Source organism: Geodermatophilus sp. SMS 5-13, from assembly GCF_059428245.1.
Genome location: NZ_CP165729.1, coordinates 4,470,554 through 4,486,558, shown reverse-complemented (window position 1 = coordinate 4,486,558; position 16,005 = coordinate 4,470,554). Strand labels below are relative to the sequence as shown.

General features: G+C 74.7%; 12 protein-coding genes. 7 read left to right on the top strand and 5 right to left on the bottom strand.

The window, feature by feature from the left end; translation table 11 throughout:
- Positions 1-26: 26 nt before the first annotated feature.
- Positions 27-1,190 (bottom strand): PQQ-dependent sugar dehydrogenase, encoded by a 1,164-nt coding sequence (locus AB3388_RS21720; RefSeq protein ID WP_495407393.1) that lies wholly within the window; start codon positions 1,188-1,190, stop codon positions 27-29.
- Between the two features lie 90 nt (positions 1,191-1,280).
- Here AB3388_RS21720 and AB3388_RS21715 point away from each other — a divergent pair, with 90 nt between their 5' ends.
- Complete coding sequence (locus tag AB3388_RS21715) at positions 1,281-2,237, top strand: 2-hydroxyacid dehydrogenase (RefSeq protein WP_495407392.1); 957 nt, start codon at positions 1,281-1,283, stop codon at positions 2,235-2,237.
- Positions 2,238-2,294: 57 nt separating this feature from the next.
- Here the strand turns inward: AB3388_RS21715 and AB3388_RS21710 are convergent, their stop codons facing one another.
- Positions 2,295-2,657 (bottom strand): PH domain-containing protein, encoded by a 363-nt coding sequence (locus AB3388_RS21710; RefSeq protein WP_495407391.1) that lies wholly within the window; start codon positions 2,655-2,657, stop codon positions 2,295-2,297.
- Positions 2,658-2,721: 64 nt separating this feature from the next.
- Between AB3388_RS21710 and ilvD the strand changes: the two genes are divergently transcribed.
- A complete protein-coding gene (ilvD, locus tag AB3388_RS21705) occupies positions 2,722-4,434 on the top strand; it encodes a dihydroxy-acid dehydratase (protein ID WP_495407390.1) in 1,713 nt (570 codons plus the stop codon).
- Positions 4,435-4,448: 14 nt separating this feature from the next.
- Here the strand turns inward: ilvD and AB3388_RS21700 are convergent, their stop codons facing one another.
- Entirely contained in the window at positions 4,449-5,249 is an 801-nt protein-coding gene (locus tag AB3388_RS21700) for a type IV toxin-antitoxin system AbiEi family antitoxin (RefSeq protein WP_495407389.1), read from the bottom strand.
- 172 nt (positions 5,250-5,421) lie between these two features.
- Between AB3388_RS21700 and AB3388_RS21695 the strand changes: the two genes are divergently transcribed.
- The 5 genes from AB3388_RS21695 to ilvC all read left to right on the top strand — a co-directional run bounded on the left by AB3388_RS21695 (position 5,422) and on the right by ilvC (position 14,535).
- Complete coding sequence (locus AB3388_RS21695) at positions 5,422-8,073, top strand: putative bifunctional diguanylate cyclase/phosphodiesterase (protein ID WP_495407388.1); 2,652 nt, start codon at positions 5,422-5,424, stop codon at positions 8,071-8,073.
- Between the two features lie 38 nt (positions 8,074-8,111).
- The gene (locus AB3388_RS21690) at positions 8,112-10,760 is read left to right on the top strand and encodes a putative bifunctional diguanylate cyclase/phosphodiesterase (protein WP_495407387.1); all 2,649 of its coding nucleotides are present in this window, start codon (positions 8,112-8,114) and stop codon (positions 10,758-10,760) included.
- A 203-nt stretch (positions 10,761-10,963) separates the two neighbouring features.
- On the top strand, positions 10,964-12,844 hold the full coding sequence (locus AB3388_RS21685; protein ID WP_495407386.1) for an acetolactate synthase large subunit: 1,881 nt from the start codon (positions 10,964-10,966) through the stop codon (positions 12,842-12,844).
- A gap of 95 nt (positions 12,845-12,939) precedes the next feature.
- Positions 12,940-13,467, top strand: a complete 528-nt coding sequence (gene ilvN, locus AB3388_RS21680) for an acetolactate synthase small subunit (RefSeq protein WP_495407385.1) — start codon at positions 12,940-12,942, stop codon at positions 13,465-13,467.
- A gap of 39 nt (positions 13,468-13,506) precedes the next feature.
- Positions 13,507-14,535, top strand: coding sequence for a ketol-acid reductoisomerase (gene ilvC / locus AB3388_RS21675; protein ID WP_495407384.1), 1,029 nt, complete (start codon positions 13,507-13,509; stop codon positions 14,533-14,535).
- Between the two features lie 124 nt (positions 14,536-14,659).
- Here ilvC and AB3388_RS21670 read toward each other — a convergent pair whose 3' ends face one another.
- Positions 14,660-15,187, bottom strand: coding sequence for a hypothetical protein (locus tag AB3388_RS21670; protein WP_495407383.1), 528 nt, complete (start codon positions 15,185-15,187; stop codon positions 14,660-14,662).
- 142 nt (positions 15,188-15,329) lie between these two features.
- A complete protein-coding gene (locus AB3388_RS21665) occupies positions 15,330-15,986 on the bottom strand; it encodes a hypothetical protein (RefSeq protein WP_495407382.1) in 657 nt (218 codons plus the stop codon).
- Between the last annotated feature and the right edge of the window lie 19 nt (positions 15,987-16,005).

Sequence of the window (16,005 nt, the reverse complement as noted above, 5' to 3'; positions counted from 1 at the left end):
GTACCGCCGTACCGAAAGCCCGGGTCCTACAGCGGGGAGTCTCCGCCGCTCGTCGGCGGGATGATCCGCAGCACCTTGTCGTCGCCGTCCCGCGGGACGCCGATCCCGTCGCGGTTGGACGTGGTCACCCACAGGCCGCCCTGCGGGTCGAGGACGACGGTGTGCAGCCGGCCGTAGGTGCCCGACAGGAACGCCTCCGGCTCGTCGACGACGGCGCCCTGGTTGTTCAGGGTGGCGATCGCGATCCGCTCGCCCTCGAGCATGCCGAGGAACACCGTCTGCCCGGACACCGCGCAGCCACCAGGCCCGCCCGCGGCTGTCGGGAACGTGACCACGGGGTCGATCCGCCCGGCGGTCAGCGTCGGCCAGCCGTAGTCCCCGTCGGGGACGATCGCGTTCAGCTCGTCGGTGCCGGTCACCGAGTCGTCGGTGGCGAACAGCGTCTCGTCCCCGCCCAGGCACAGCGCGGTCACGTCGGCCAGCCCCCGCGCGTGCACCGGGCCGGCGCCCACCGGCCGGCCGAACACGTCGACGTGCAGCACCTTGCCGGCCAGCGACTGCGGGTCCTGGGCCAGGACGGCGTTGCCGGTGTCGCCGGTCCCGACGTAGAGGGTGCCGTCGAAGCCGAACAGCAGCCCGCCGCCGTTGTGCGTCTCGCCGCGCGGGATCCCGGTCAGCACCGGGTTCGGCGTCCCGCCGATCGGGAAGCGGACGACGCGGTTGTCCGTGGCCGTGGAGATGTAGGCGTAGAGCAGGCCGTCCTCGGCGAAGGTGGGGGAGAGGGCCAGCCCGAGCAGCCCGCCGTCACCGGCGGTGTCGATGCCGGCCACCGTCATCAGTTCCCGCGCCGGCGAGCGGTCCGGGAAGACCTGCAGGAGGCGGCCGGTCTCACGCTCGCCGACGATCGCCGTCCCGTCGGGGAGCACGACCAGGCCGGTCGGCACGTTCAGGTCGGTCGCGACCACGTTGGGGTCGCCGGCCTGCTGGCCGGACCCGGGATCGGCCGGCTGGCCGGGGGCCGGCGCCGGCACGGAGTCCGACGGCGGCCCGACCTCCGGCGGCGCGCCCTCGGGGAGGGGGCGCCAGGGGCCGTCCTGCTGGTAGCCGTCGGTGCCGCAGGCGGCCAGTGCGGTGGCCAGGGTGAGGGCGGCGAGCAGCCGCGACGCGCGGCCCGCCGTCTGTCGCCTCACCCGGTTCACAGTACGTGCGACGAGCGCCCAGGTGGGGCCGGCAGCCCCGGTCCGCGAGCGGGTGGACCGCGCGGGCTAGCTTCGGGACCCGTGCGCCACGCGACCACCGGGACCGACGTCGTCGGCCCCGACGAGACCCTGTCCGTGCTCGTCCCCTCCACCGCGCTGGCCCGCGCGGTCGAGGCGCTCTCCCCCCGGGTGCGGGCGCACCGGTTCGACCCGGCCGACGGGCTGCCCACCGGGGAGGCCGCGGCCGCGCAGGTCCTCGTCCCGCGGGGCGGTGGCTTCCTGCCCGACGAGCTGTTCGCGGCGCTGCCGCGGCTGCGCCTGGTGCAGCTGATGAGCGCCGGGGCGGAGAAGTTCGCCGGCCGGATGCCCGAGGGCGTGGTGCTGTGCAACGCCCGCGGGGCGCACACCCCGTCGACCGCCGAGTGGGCGGTGACCGCGACCCTCGCCGCGCTGCGCGGCATCCCCGAGTTCGTCCGCGCGCAGGACGCCGGCCGGTGGTCGCCGAGCACCCAGCGGTCGCTGGTCGGGGCGCGGGTGCTGATCGTCGGCGCCGGCGACATCGGGCGGGCCATCGGCCGGATGATGGCCGGCTTCGACGCCGAGCTCACCTACGTGGCGCGCACCGCCCGGGACGGCGTCCACTCGACCGCGGAGCTGCCGCGGCTGCTCCCGGAGGCCGACGTCGTCGTCCTCATCGTCCCGGTGACGCCGGAGACCACCGGACTGGTCGACGCCCGGTTCCTCGCCGCGATGAAGGACGGCGCGCTGCTGGTCAACGCCGCCCGGGGCGTGGTCGTCGACACCGACGCGCTGGTGGCCGAGCTGGCCAGCGGGCGGCTGCGCGCGGCCCTGGACGTCACCGACCCCGAGCCGCTGCCCGAGGGGCACCCGCTGTGGTCGGCGCCCGGTCTGCTGCTCACCCCGCACGTCGCCGGCGCGGTGCCCGACACCAACGCCCGCGCCACCGCGGCGATCACCGACCAGCTCACCCGGGTGCTGGAGGGCCGCCCGCTGGAGAACGTCGTCGGCGCCTACTGAAAGGACCCCGCTGCCCCCCGCTCGCAGGCTCGCGGCGGCCCCCTGAAGGGTGGCCACCTATACGGGGATGCGCCCGCCGGAGAGCTCGGAGAGCCGGGGGAGGTCGCGGGCGCGCAGCACGGGCAGGGCCACCTCGGTGCCGCCGGTGGTGACCAGCCACAGGTCGCCGCGCTCGCCCACCCGGATGCCGGCCAGCTCCGGCCACCGCACCGTCCGCGCGCCGACGACCTGGCGGGCGGTGATGCCCTCGTCGTCGATGTCCACGCCCACCCGCAGCACCCACGCGGCGGCCAGCAGCGGCAGCAGCAGGACGACGAGCGCCCACGGGGTCGCCGCGGCGAACGGGATGACGCAGATGAGCAGGATGACGACCGGCAGCAACGCCGTCCGGCTCATCCGCAAGCGTGCAGGAACGGCCACGAGGACCGATGGTCCCAGACGTCCCCCGTCGCCCCGCCCGCCGGCGGGCCTACCCTGTCGGCTCGTGACGAGCGTCGAGGACCGACCCACCAGCCCCCAGACCGCCGACCTGAAGCCGCGCAGCCGCGAGGTGACCGACGGCATCACCAAGGCCCCGGCCCGCGCCATGCTGCGCGCCGTCGGCATGGGGGACGACGACTGGGAGAAGCCGCAGATCGGCGTGGCGTCGTCCTGGAACGAGATCACCCCCTGCAACCTCTCGCTGGACCGGCTGGCCAAGCGGGCCAAGGAGGGCGTGCACGCCGCCGGCGGCTACCCGCTGGAGTTCGGCACGATCTCGGTCTCCGACGGCATCTCGATGGGCCACGAGGGCATGCGCGCCTCGCTGGTCTCCCGCGAGGTCATCGCCGACTCCGTCGAGACGGTCATGTTCGCCGAGCGGCTCGACGGCTCGGTGCTGCTCGCCGGCTGCGACAAGTCCCTGCCCGGCATGCTCATGGCCGCCGCCCGCCTCGACCTCGCCAGCGTCTTCCTCTACTCGGGCTCGACGCTGCCCGGCCGGCTCGGCGACCGCGACGACATCACGATCATCGACGTCTTCGAGGCCGTCGGGGCCTGCGCCCGCGGCCTGATCACCCGCGACGAGCTGGCCGAGGTCGAGAAGGCCGCCTGCCCCGGCATGGGCGCGTGCGGCGGCATGTACACCGCCAACACCATGGCCAGCGTCGCCGAGGCGCTCGGCATGGCCCTGCCCGGCAGCGCCGCCCCGCCGGCTCCCGACAGCCGCCGCGACGCGTTCGCCGTCGCCTCCGGCGAGGCCGTGGTCAACCTGCTCCGCAAGGGCATCACCGCGCGCCAGATCATGACCAAGCAGGCGTTCGAGAACGCGATCACCGTCGTCATGGCGCTCGGCGGCTCGACCAACGCCGTCCTGCACCTGCTGGCGATCGCCCGTGAGGCGCAGGTGGACCTGACCCTCGACGACTTCAACCGGATCGGGGACCGCACCCCGCACCTGGCCGACGTCAAGCCGTTCGGCCGCTACGTGATGACCGACATCGACCGCGTCGGCGGCGTCCCGGTCGTGCTGCGGGCGCTGCTGGACGCCGGCCTGCTGCACGGCGACGCGCTCACGGTGACCGGCAAGACGATGGCGGAGAACCTCGCCGAGATCGCCCCGCCGGACCTCGACGGCACGATCGTCCACGCGATGAACAACCCGATCCACAAGACCGGCGGGCTCACCATCCTGCACGGCTCGCTGGCGCCGGAGGGTGCGGTCGTGAAGTCCGCCGGGTTCGACGCCGACGTCTTCGAGGGCACCGCGCGGGTGTTCGACGGCGAGCAGGGCGCGATGGACGCCGTCACCGAGGGCACCCTGAAGTCCGGGGACGTCGTCGTCATCCGCTACGAGGGCCCGCGGGGCGGCCCGGGGATGCGCGAGATGCTCGCCGTGACCGGCGCGATCAAGGGCGCCGGCCTCGGCAAGGACGTCCTGCTGCTCACCGACGGGCGCTTCTCGGGCGGGACGACGGGCCTGTGCATCGGCCACGTCGCGCCCGAGGCCACCGACGGCGGCCCGATCGCGTTCGTCCGGGACGGCGACCGCATCCGGCTCGACCTCACCACCCGCACGCTCGACCTGCTGGTGGACGACGACGAGCTGGCCCGCCGCCAGGAGGGCTGGGCGCCGCCGGCGCCGCGCTACACCACCGGCGTGCTCGCCAAGTACGCCAAGCTGGTGGGCTCCGCGGCCCAGGGCGCCATCTGCGGCTGACGCCGGTTCGGGCGTCATGGGCGCCAGCCGCGGCTGAGCAGGGCCCGCCGCGTGCGGTCGACGACGGTCGCGGGACGGGCGAGGTGGCGGCCGGCGCAGCGCAGGACGAGCCACCCGTCGGCCGCCATCAGGGCGTAGCGGTCGATGTCCTGACCGAACTGCCCGGCGTCGGCGTGGTCACGCCCCTCGTGCTCGAGGGCCACCTTCCACTCCGCGTAGCCGAGATCGGCATGGACGACGGCGCGGCCCCACCGGTCGCGGAGCGGGATCTGCGGCCGCGGAACCGGCAGGCCGGCGTCGTGCAGCCAGTACCGGACCAGGCTGTCCGGGCGGGACTGCGCCGTGCCGGTGAGCAGCGGAGCACAGGCACGGGCGCGCGCCACCCCCCGGACGCCGCCGGCCCGGCCCAGGCGTGCCGCGAGGTCCGGCGCGGTCAGCCGCCCCGCGCGCATCAGCCCGTCGCCGGCCGCCACCAGCTCGGCCGGCGGCAGGCGTGCCGCCAGGTCCAGGAAGGTCTGCGCGCCGCTGGTCACCCGCAGGCCGGAGACCTCGGTGACGTCGTCGCCGCGCAGCTCCCGCACGTGCACCTCGAGCCCACGCCGGCGCGGGAGCACCGGCCGGGGGCGCAGCGCGACCTGCACCGCGGACGGCGGGTCGACGTCCGCCCTGAGCAGCGCGGCCGCGGTCTCCAGGCCGAACGCGGCGTCCGGGGGCAGCAGCCGGGTCCAGGCGCGGCAGCGGACGAGCAGCGTGGGGGACACCGCCCGGCTCCCGGAGCGCCGGGTGTCCTCGGTGCCGAGCGGGACGTCGTCCATGCGCCGACGATGCGGACGGCGGCGGGCCGGTGGTGCCCGCGCGGCGGTTCTGTGGACGCCCCGCCCGGCTGTGGAGAACCCCCGCTGAGCCGATCGGGGGACACCCCCCGAACGGGTGACGGCCTGCCCGCGCGGCCTCCACACGCTGCGTGAGCGTGCCGACAGACGCCGTGTGGAGAGGCTGAGGTGGGCGCTGGGCGCCGCCGCCGTGCTGGCCGGTGCTGCCTGCGCGGCCGCGGCGGTCGACGACTCGCTCGACGGCGCCGCCGATCTCGCGGTCGTCGTCCTGGGGCTGGTCATCAGCGCGGTCGTCTGGACGGCGGGCCGGTCGAAGAGCTCCGGCGTCCGTGGCTGGCGGCTGCTGGCCGCGGCGCCGCTGTTCCCCGTGCTCGGCGCCGGCCTCGCCGCGTTCGCCGGACCGTCGGGACCGCTGCAGCTGGCGGTCCTCCGCTGGGTGCCCACGGTGCCCGGCTACGCGGTCGCCATCCTCGGCATCCTGACGCTGGTCGACCGCGCGCGGCTGCGTGCCGGCCGGCGCGTGCTGGTCGAGCTGGCCCTGTTCGTCCTCGCCTGCCTGATCGTCGTCGAGCTGCTGCTGATCGGCCCCGAGGGGCACTGGTCCGCGCTCGGCGTGGGCGGGCGGCTGGTCCTCGGCGCCGCCGTCGTCGTCACCTCGCTGACCATGGCCGCGGCGCTCACCCTGCTCGGCGTCGTCGAGTCCACGCGCCAGCGCATGGCGGTCGTGCTGCTCGTCGGGGCGGTCTCGCTGACCGCGGGCCGCGGGCTGTCGACGGCGGCGCAGCTGGTCGGCGCCCCGGGCGCGGGCGTGGCCAGCCGCTTCCTCGTCGTCGCCGGCCTGAGCCTGCTCGGTCTCGCCGCCCTGGTCGACCCGGGCCGGCGCAGCGGCACGCCGTCCCGGCCGGTGAGCGGCCGGTCCACCGCGCTGGGCCAGGCCCTGCCGCACGTCGCCATGGTCGTGGCGGTGGTGACCATCGGCACGGCGGCCCTGCTCGGCATCCCGCCGAACCCGTTCAGCTTCGTCGGCGGCACCGCGTGCATCGTGCTCGCCGCGGTGCACCGGTGGGTCACCGCCCGCGACGAGCAGCTGATGGGCGCCCGGCTGCGCCGCAGCGAGGCCTACTTCCGGTCGCTGGTGTCCTCCTCGGCCGACGCCGTCCTCATCCTGGACGGCGGCCTGCGGATCACCTGGGCCTCCCCGTCGCTGGGCGGCATCCTCGGCGAGGCGGCCGGGGAGCTGCCCGGCCGGCTGCTGCCGGACGTCGTCCACCCCGACGACGCCGAGACGCTGGCCGCGCTGCTGCCCACCGCCACGGAGAACGACGCACCCCACGGCGAGCTGCCCCTGCTGCGGCTGACCGACGCCGCCGGCGCGTGGCGCTCCCTCGAGGCGAGCGTCTCAGACCTGCGCCGCGACCCCGAGGTGGGCGCGGTCGTGCTGCGCTGCCGCGACGTCACCGAGCGGCAGGCCCGCGAGGAGGCCCTGCGCAGCGTCGCCTACACCGACCCCATGACCGGGCTGCCCAACCAGGCCGGGTTCCTGCGCGCCGTGCACCGCTCGCTCGACGAGGCCGTCGAACCCGAGGGCCGCGTGGGCACCAGCCTGCTGCTCATCGAGCTCCAGGGCCTCGCCGAGGCCCGCGAGCACACCGGCCGCGACGTGGTCGCCAGCGTGGTGGCCGAGATCGGCGGGCGGCTGCGGAGCACCGTCCGCGGCGGCGACGTCGTCGCCCGGATGGGCGGCGGGGCGTTCGCGATCCTCGCCCGCAGCACGGCGCCGGAGGCCGACCAGCTCGCCGACCGCTGCCTCGCCGTCGTCGAGCGGCCCATCTCGACCGCGGCCGGCATCGTCGACCTGACCGCGGGGATCGGCCTGGTCACGCTCGAGCCGGGGCTGGCCGTCGAGGACCTGCTGTTCCGCGCCGCGCTCGCCGTCCGCGCCGCCCATGCGGCCGGACTGGGGACGGCGATCCGGTACACCCCGGCCCTCGGCGAGGCCGCGGCGCGGCGCGAGCGGCTGCGGATCGACCTGCAGGGCGCCCGCGCCCGCGGCGAGCTCGACCTGCTCTTCTCGCCGATCGTCTCCCTCGAGGAGCAGCGGGTCGCCGGCGTCGAGGCGCACCTGCGCTGGCGGCACCCCGAGTTCGGCGAGGTGCCGGCCGCGGAGTTCCTGCCCATCGCCGAGCGGTCCGGCCTCATCGGCGACCTGCAGGGCTGGGCCCTCGAGGCCGCCGCGACCGCGGTGCGCACCCTGCCCTCGGCCGGTGCGCCGCTGCGGCTCGGGGTCGACGTCTCGGCCGCCTACGTCGCCGGCGGCACCCTGGTCGCCGACGTCGAGAGCGCCCTGGAGCGCTCCGGGCTCACGCCGGAGCGGCTGGTGCTGGAGATCTCCGAGGCGACCGTGCTCGCCGACGACGAGCGCATCGGCATGGACATCGCGACCGTGCGGCTCATGGGCGTGCACGTCGCGCTCGACCACTTCGGCACCGGCTACTCGTCGCTGGCCAACCTCACCCGGCTGCCCATCGACATCCTCAAGCTCGACCGGTCCTTCCTGTCCCGCATGGACCGGGACGCGCAGGACCGGGCGCTGTGCGAGTCGGTCGTGGGCATCGGCCGGGCGCTGGGCGTCGACGTCGTCGCCGAGGGCGTGGAGACGCCGGCCCAGCTGGCCACCCTCTGCGGCTTCTCCTGCGGGTTCGCGCAGGGGTTCCTGATCTCGCGGCCGCTGCCGCTCGGTGAGCTCTCGGCGCTGCTCGAAGCCCGCGCCGGTGTCCTGTGGCCGGGCCTGGTCGGCCAGCGCTGAGCGGGGAGCCGGCGCCGGCCTGGCCCCGTGCCGCCGTCGTGGGCCCGCTCGCCGCGCTCGCCGTCGTCCTCGCCGCCCAGGAGTTGCTCCTCCCCGCGTGGACCCCGATCGCCGCCCCCGCGGCGCTCGCGGCCGCGACCGGGGTCGTGAGCGTGCTGGTGCTGCGGCACTGCCGGCGGCTGGACCGGCTCGTCGCCGCGACGTGGCACGGGTTCGCGGTCATCGCCGGCCTGCTGGCCCTGGGCCAGCTCATCCGCGCCGTCACCGCCGTCGGGGTCAACCCGCCCGCCGCCGGCCCCTCGGACCTCGTGCTGGCGGCCACCGGCCCGGCCTCGATCCTCCTCTGCGCCCGCCTGGTGGGGTCCACCCGCGGCCGGATCCGCGCGCAGGTGGTCCTGGACGCCGCCGTCGCCTCCGCTGCGCTGGCCGTCGCGCTGGAGATGCTGATCCCGTTCGCGGTGGGCGCCGCCGACCGCGGCGGGGACGGATTCCTGATCGTCGGCTACCCGGCCGTCAGCGCGGTCCTCTGCACGGTCGGCCTGGTCACCCTCGGCGGCGTCTCCGCGCCCCGCCGTGTCGCCGCCGGCTGGCTGCTGCTCGGGTTCGCGAACCTGGCCGTGGCGATGGCCTCCGGCGCGCTGGCCGTCGCCCGGCCCGCTCCCGTGCTGGACGTCGTCACGAGCACCGCCTACCTGGCCATGCTGGTCGCGGCCACGTTCGCGCTGGCGGCCGATCCCGGGCCGCAGGCACCGACCCGGGAGCCGACCGCGGCGGTGCCCCTGGCCGGCGTCGTCGTCAGCTACTGCCTCAGCTTCGTCGTCGTCCTGCTCCTGCTCGGCGGCTGGGCGCTGGGCCACCCGCCGACGACGGTCGAGCTGGTCACCGTCGCGGTGCTGCTCCTGCTGACCTTCGTCCGCACCCTGGTCTGGGCGCGCGACGGCGCCCGGCTGACCCGGCAGGTGCTGCGGACCGAGGGCTTCTTCCGGTCGCTCGTGCACCGGGCCGCCGACATCACGATCGTGCTGGACGCGGCGGGTGCCATCACCTGGGCCTCGGGCGCAGGCCAGACACCCACCTCGTGGTCCGCCCGCGACCTCGAGGGCCGGCCGCTGGCGGGCTTCGTGCACCCCGACGACCGGCACGAGCTGCTGCGCGCCCTCGGCCGCACGGCCGACCTGGACGACGGGCCCGCGCCGGTCTTCCGGCTGCGCACCCGGGACGGCGGCTGGCGGCGCCTGGAGACGGTCCGGACGGCGTCGTCGGCGGGCCTGCCCGGCCGCGGCGTCGACTCCGACGGCACCGTGCTGCACCTGCGCGACGTCGTCGAGCGGCGCAGCGCCGAGCTGGACCTCGAGCGCATGGCCTACACCGACTTCCTCACCGGGCTGCCGAACCGCGCCCGGCTGATGGCCGCGCTGGAGACCGCCCGCGCCCGCGCGTCCCGGCGGGGCGAGTTCTGCGTGCTCATGCTCGACCTCGACGGCTTCAAGCCGGTGAACGACCTCGCCGGCCACGACGCGGGCGACGACCTGCTCGTCCAGGTCGCCGCCCGGCTGCGCCGCACCGTCCGGGACCGGGACCTGATCAGCCGGCTCGGTGGGGACGAGTTCGCCGTCCTGGTGCGGGCCGGGCTGGACGAGGCGACCGTGCTGGCCGAGCGCATCGTCGCCGAGCTGCACGACCTGCGCCCGAGCGCGGCGGCCGACGGGCTGGTCCTCGAGGTCTCGGGCAGCGTCGGCGTGGCCGAGCTCGACCCGGCCGACGACGTCGCGACGACGATGCGCCAGGCCGACCTCGCGCTGCGCGCGGCCAAGACCGCCGGCAAGAACTGCGTGCGGCTGCACGCCGTGGACGACGACCCCGGACGGCGGGCCCGGCTCGCGCGGGACCTGCCGCGGGCCATCGAGGACGGGCAGCTGCGCCTGGTGTTCCAGCCGGTCGTCGGCGTCGCGGAGCGGCGGGTGCTCGGGCTGGAGGCGCTGGTCCGCTGGCAGCACCCGGAGCTCGGCACCGTCCCGCCGGACGAGTTCATCTCCCTGGCCGAGGCCGACGGGCTGATCGTGGCGCTGGAGCGGTGGGTGCTGGGCGCGGCGACCGCCACCCTCGCGCCGCTGCTGGCCGAGGGCCGGGACCTGCGGCTCGGCGTCAACGTCTCGGTGCGCCACCTGCAGGCCGGGTGCCTGGCGCCCGACGTCGCCCGCGCGCTGGCCGACAGCGGCGTGTCGCCGCAGCGGCTGATGCTGGAGATCACCGAGTCGGTGCTCATGGCCGCCCAGGACCAGATGGCGGGGGAGCTCTCGACGCTGCGCGAGATGGGCTGCGTGCTCTCCCTCGACGACTTCGGCAAGGGCTACTCCTCACTGGCGCGGCTGGCCCGCCTTCCGGTCGACATCCTCAAGATGGACCGCGAGTTCGTCGGGAACATCGACGGGGACCCGCGCAGCGCGGCCATCGTCGGCAGCGTCGTGGAGCTCGGCCGCACCCTCGGGATGGACGTCGTCGCCGAGGGCGTCGAGACCGCCGGTCAGCTGGCGGCCCTGCACGGGCTCGGCTGCCGCTACCTCCAGGGCTATCTGCTCGGCCGCCCGGTGCCCGCGGAGCAGCTGTCCGCGGTGCTCGACGGGTTCGACCCCGGGCTGCTCGACGAGGCGGCCGATCTCACGGATTCGATGCTCGCCGTCCACTGAGTGGGACGCGTTAGTTGACGGAGCCGCCCGGCAGGGCGCAGAGTGTGCGGGTGCGTCCTGCCCGCCAGCTCCTCGTAGTCGCCTAGCGCGCCGGTCTGCCGACCGACGCGCTGACCCTTCGTGCCTGCGGCACGAGGGGTTTTTTGTTGCCCGCACCGCACCCCGCCCGCACCGCACGGCCCCCGTCCCAGGAGAACGCCGCGATGAGCACCACCACCCCCCGCGAGTCCGCCAGCCGCGAGGCCGCCGCCTCGCTGGCCGGCGTCGAGACCACGGCCGGCCCCGAGACCGCGCCCGCCCCCCGGGCACCCGAGCCGGCCACCGGCATCACCGGGGCGCAGAGCCTCGTCCGCTCGCTCGAGGCGGTCGGCGTCGAGGTGATCTTCGGCATCCCCGGCGGCGCGATCCTGCCCGCGTACGACCCGCTGTTCGACTCCACGGTGCGCCACGTGCTGGTCCGGCACGAGCAGGGCGCCGGGCACGCGGCGACCGGCTACGCGCAGGCCACCGGCAAGGTCGGCGTCTGCATGGCGACCTCCGGGCCGGGCGCCACGAACCTGGTCACCCCGCTGGCCGACGCGCACATGGACTCGGTGCCGATCGTCGCGATCACCGGCCAGGTGCCCAGCGCCGCGATCGGCACGGACGCCTTCCAGGAGGCCGACATCCGCGGCATCACGATGCCGGTCACCAAGCACAACTACCTGATCACCCATGCCGACGAGATCCCGCAGCGGATCGCCGAGGCATTCCACCTCGCCGCCACCGGCCGGCCCGGCCCCGTCCTCGTCGACATCTCCAAGGACGCCCTCCAGGCGCGGACGGACTTCTCCTGGCCGCCGCGGATGGACCTGCCCGGCTACAAGCCGACCACCCGGCCGCACGGCAAGCAGGTCCGCGAGGCGGCGCAGCTGATCGCTGCCGCCCGGCGCCCGGTGCTCTACGTGGGCGGCGGCGTCATCAAGGCCGGGGCGACCGAGGAGCTCAAGGAGCTCGTCGAGCTGACCGGCGCGCCGGTCGTCACCACGCTGATGGCGCGCGGGGCGTTCCCGGACAGCGACCGCCGGCACCTGGGCATGCCCGGCATGCACGGCACGGTGGCCGCGGTGACGGCACTGCAGAAGGCCGACGTCATCGTGGCGCTCGGCGCGCGCTTCGACGACCGGGTGACCGGCAAGCTGTCGACCTTCGCGCCCGGCGCGCTGATCGTGCACGCCGACATCGACCCGGCCGAGATCGGCAAGAACCGCAGGGCCGACGTCCCGATCGTGGGCGACGCCAAGGAGACGATCGCCCAGCTGGTCGACGTGCTGCGGCACGAGCACGACGCCGGGCGGACGGCGGACCTCTCGGCCTGGTGGGCGCAGCTGGACAGTTGGCGCGACAAGTACCCGCTCGGCTACGAGTGGCCCGAGGACGGGACGCTGTCGCCGCAGTACGTCATCGAGCGGCTCGGCGCGATCGCCGGACCGGACGCGATCTACGCCGCCGGCGTCGGCCAGCACCAGATGTGGGCCGCGCAGTTCATCTCCTACGAGAAGCCCGCCACCTGGCTCAACAGCGGCGGCCTCGGGACGATGGGATACGCCGTCCCCGCCGCGATGGGGGCCAAGTACGGCCGGCCGGAGACCACCGTCTGGGCGATCGACGGCGACGGCTGCTTCCAGATGACCAACCAGGAGCTGGCCACCTGCGCCATCGAGGGCATCCCGGTCAAGATCGCGATCATCAACAACGGGAACCTCGGCATGGTCCGGCAGTGGCAGACGCTGTTCTACGAGAGCCGCTACTCGAACACCAAGCTGCACGCCCAGAACGAGGACGGGACGCCCAAGCAGGTGCGGATCCCCGACTTCGTGCTGCTCGCCGAGGCGATGGGCTGCGTCGGGCTGCGCTGCGAGAGCAAGGACGACGTCGACGCGGTGATCGAGAAGGCCATGGCGATCAACGACGCGCCGGTGGTCATCGACTTCGTCGTCGGCCACGACGCCCAGGTCTGGCCGATGGTCGCGGCCGGGGCGAGCAACGACGACATCATGGCCGCGCGCGACGTGCGCCCGGTCTTCGGCGACGACCAGGTGTAGGACCCCCGTTCCCCCCACCCCTCGCACGCTCGGGGCGGGCCCCGGAACGGGGGCCGCCCGCTGGTGACGACCCGCTTAGAAAGGAACGTTGGGCAATGCCGCGCCACACCCTGTCCGTGCTGGTCGAGAACAAGTCCGGTGTCCTGGCCCGCGTCTCGGCGCTGTTCAGCCGCCGCGGGTTCAACATCGAGTCCCTCGCCGTCGGGCCGACGGAGAACCCGGACCTCTCCCGCATGACGATCGTCGCGGACGCCGAGTCCGCGCCGCTGGAACAGATCACCAAGCAGCTGAACAAGCTGATCGAGGTGATCAAGATCGTCGAGCTCGAGGAGGGCGCCGCCGTCGCGCGCGAGCTGCTGCTGGTCAAGGTCCGCGCCCCGCTGGCCGACCGCACCCAGGTCCTGCAGACGGCGGAGCTCTTCCGCGCCCGCGTCGTCGACGTCAACACCGACACGGTGACCCTCGAGGCCACCGGAACCCCCGACAAGCTGCAGGCGCTGCTCGCCGTCCTCTCCCCCCTGGGGATCAAGGAGATGGCCCAGTCCGGCACCGTGGCCCTGGGCCGCGGTCCGAGGTCGATGTCGGGCGCGGGTACCTTGCGCCCCGTCGAGCGCACCGCCTGAGACCGCTCAGAAAGAACAACCGAAGGGACGTACCACCGCATGGCCGCCGAGATCTTCTACGACGACGACGCCGACCTCTCGATCATCCAGGGGCGCACCGTCGCCGTCCTTGGCTACGGCAGCCAGGGGCACGCGCACGCCCTCTCGCTGCGCGACTCCGGGGTCGACGTCCGCGTCGGCCTGCCCGAGGGCTCCAAGAGCCGGGCCAAGGCCGAGGCGGAGGGCCTGCGGGTCGTCACCCCGGCCGAGGCGGCCGCCGAGGCCGACCTGATCATGATCCTGGTGCCCGACCACGTGCAGCGGAAGCTGTACGCCGAGGCCGTGGAGCCCAACCTGCAGGACGGCGACGCGCTGTTCTTCGCCCACGGCTTCAACATCCGGTTCGGCTACATCAAGCCCCCGGCCGGCGTCGACGTCGCCATGGTCGCCCCCAAGGGCCCCGGCCACCTGGTGCGCCGCGAGTTCGAGAACGGCAAGGGCGTCCCCGCGCTGGTCGCCGTCGAGCAGGACGCCAGCGGTCAGGCGCTGCAGCTGGGCCTGTCCTACGCCAAGGCGATCGGTGGCGCCCGCGCCGGCGTCATCAGGACGACCTTCGCCGAGGAGACCGAGACCGACCTGTTCGGCGAGCAGGCCGTGCTCTGCGGCGGCATGTCCGCCCTGGTGACGGCGGGCTTCGAGACCCTGACCGAGGCCGGCTACCAGCCGGAGATCGCCTACTTCGAGTGCCTGCACGAGCTGAAGCTGATCGTCGACCTCATGTACGAGGGCGGCATCGCCAAGCAGCGCTGGTCGGTGTCGGACACCGCCGAGTACGGCGACTACACCTCCGGCCCGAAGGTCATCGACGAGCGGGTCAAGGCGACCATGGGCGACATCCTGGCCGCGATCAAGGACGGCTCGTGGGCCGCCTCGTTCATCGCCGACCAGGACGCCGGCGCGCCGGACTTCAAGCGCCGCCGCGCCGAGGCCGAGGCGCACCCGATCGAGGAGACCGGCCGCAAGCTGCGCGGCCTGATGAGCTGGGTGTCCGCGTCGGACGACTACACCGGTACCGCCGCCCGCAACTGAGGAAGGGCCCCCTTCTCCCCACCCCTCGCTCCGCTCGGGGTGGGACCCGGAAGGGGGCCGCTCCGGTACGTCACCAGAAGGGCCCCCGCCGCCGGCCGGCAGCGGGGGCCCTTCTCGTGTGCGGCTACTTCGCGCCGCGGCTGGCGAAGTACTGCTTGGACACCGGCTGCACCAGCAGGAAGACGATGGCCGCACCGATGATCAGGGAGACGACCGACGAGAAGTCGAAGCTGCCCTGCACCAGGTAGGAGATGAGCGCGAGGAGGCTGAGTCCGGCCGTGATGCCACCCGCGATCTTGAGCAGCATGCTGCCCTTCCCCTGGATGGCCTGGACGCCGCCGACGATGTTCAGCGCGGCCAGGGCCAGGTAGAGGATGCCGAAGATCGCCGCGATGCCACCCAGGAGGGTCGAGGCGGCGAAGAACAGCAGGCCGCCGAGCAGCAGGAAGAACGCGACGACGAAGCCCAGGATCGCGGCGACGAGCACCTGGGGCGGGCGCGCGGTGGACGGCGCGCCGTACCCGGCGGGATCGCCGGTGTAGGAAGGCGCGGGCTGGTAGCCCTGCGGCTGAGGAGCTCCCCAGCCCGGCTGGCCCTGAGGAGCACCCCCCTGCGGGAAGTTCGGATCGGAGCCGGGGGTGGGCGTGGACATGAGCGGCTTCCTCCTGGTACGTGCGTCCGCCTGACTGGCGGTCGGCGGCGGAGTGTAGGGGCAGGCGCACGGCCGTGGGGCGGTCCGCGCCGTGTTCGAGATGCGCCCGTGATCGTTTCTGGATCAGGGGCGGATCAGCTGCTCACCGGCCCCGGAGCGCCCGGTGGGTCCGGAAGAACTGAGAGGCGGCACGGACCGACAGCAGGATCACGATCGCCAGCGCGGCCAGGAAGAACAGCAGGCTCGCGACGATCGACCCGCCGCCGGCCTCGTCGGCGTTGGCCAGGTTGCCGATGAACCCGAAGGCCGTGAAGGCGAGCGCGATCGAGCCGCCGACGAGCAGCAGCACCCGGCTCCGGCCGGTGAGAGCCCACACCGAGCCCCAGATCATGAGCACCGTCCAGACCAGGGCCAGGATGCCGACGACGATCAGCGCGCCGCCGAGGAAGCCGAAGGCCTCGCCGAAGCCGGGCAGCTGCTGCTCGAAGTCGTCCGAGCCCCCGGTCGCCACGGCGCCGACGAAGAGGAAGAGGATCGTCACCAGGGCGCCGATGGCCCCGAAGATGAAGCCGAGGACCGCCGCGGTCACCACGCCGCCGGGCTTGGCCGGGCGGCTTCCGGGCGCCGGCTGCCCGTAGCCCCCGGGCGTCGAGTACTGCCCGTAGGGCATGGGCTGCTGCTGGCCGTACGGCGACTGCTGGCCGTACGGGGACGCCGGGTACTGCGGTTGTGCGCCGTACTGCGGCTGCTGCCCGTACGGCTGGGACTGGCCGTAAGGGTTGTTCGGCTGCTCGGTCATGATCTCCTCCGTCGGCGCC

Coding starts and splice junctions, on each gene's coding strand:
- AB3388_RS21665 (WP_495407382.1), bottom strand. CDS start 15,986: ATGACCGAGCAGCCGAACAACCCTTACGGCCAGTCCCAGCCGTACGGG.
- AB3388_RS21670 (WP_495407383.1), bottom strand. CDS start 15,187: ATGTCCACGCCCACCCCCGGCTCCGATCCGAACTTCCCGCAGGGGGGT.
- AB3388_RS21685 (WP_495407386.1), top strand. CDS start 10,964: ATGAGCACCACCACCCCCCGCGAGTCCGCCAGCCGCGAGGCCGCCGCC.
- ilvN (WP_495407385.1), top strand. CDS start 12,940: ATGCCGCGCCACACCCTGTCCGTGCTGGTCGAGAACAAGTCCGGTGTC.
- ilvC (WP_495407384.1), top strand. CDS start 13,507: ATGGCCGCCGAGATCTTCTACGACGACGACGCCGACCTCTCGATCATC.
- AB3388_RS21700 (WP_495407389.1), bottom strand. CDS start 5,249: ATGGACGACGTCCCGCTCGGCACCGAGGACACCCGGCGCTCCGGGAGC.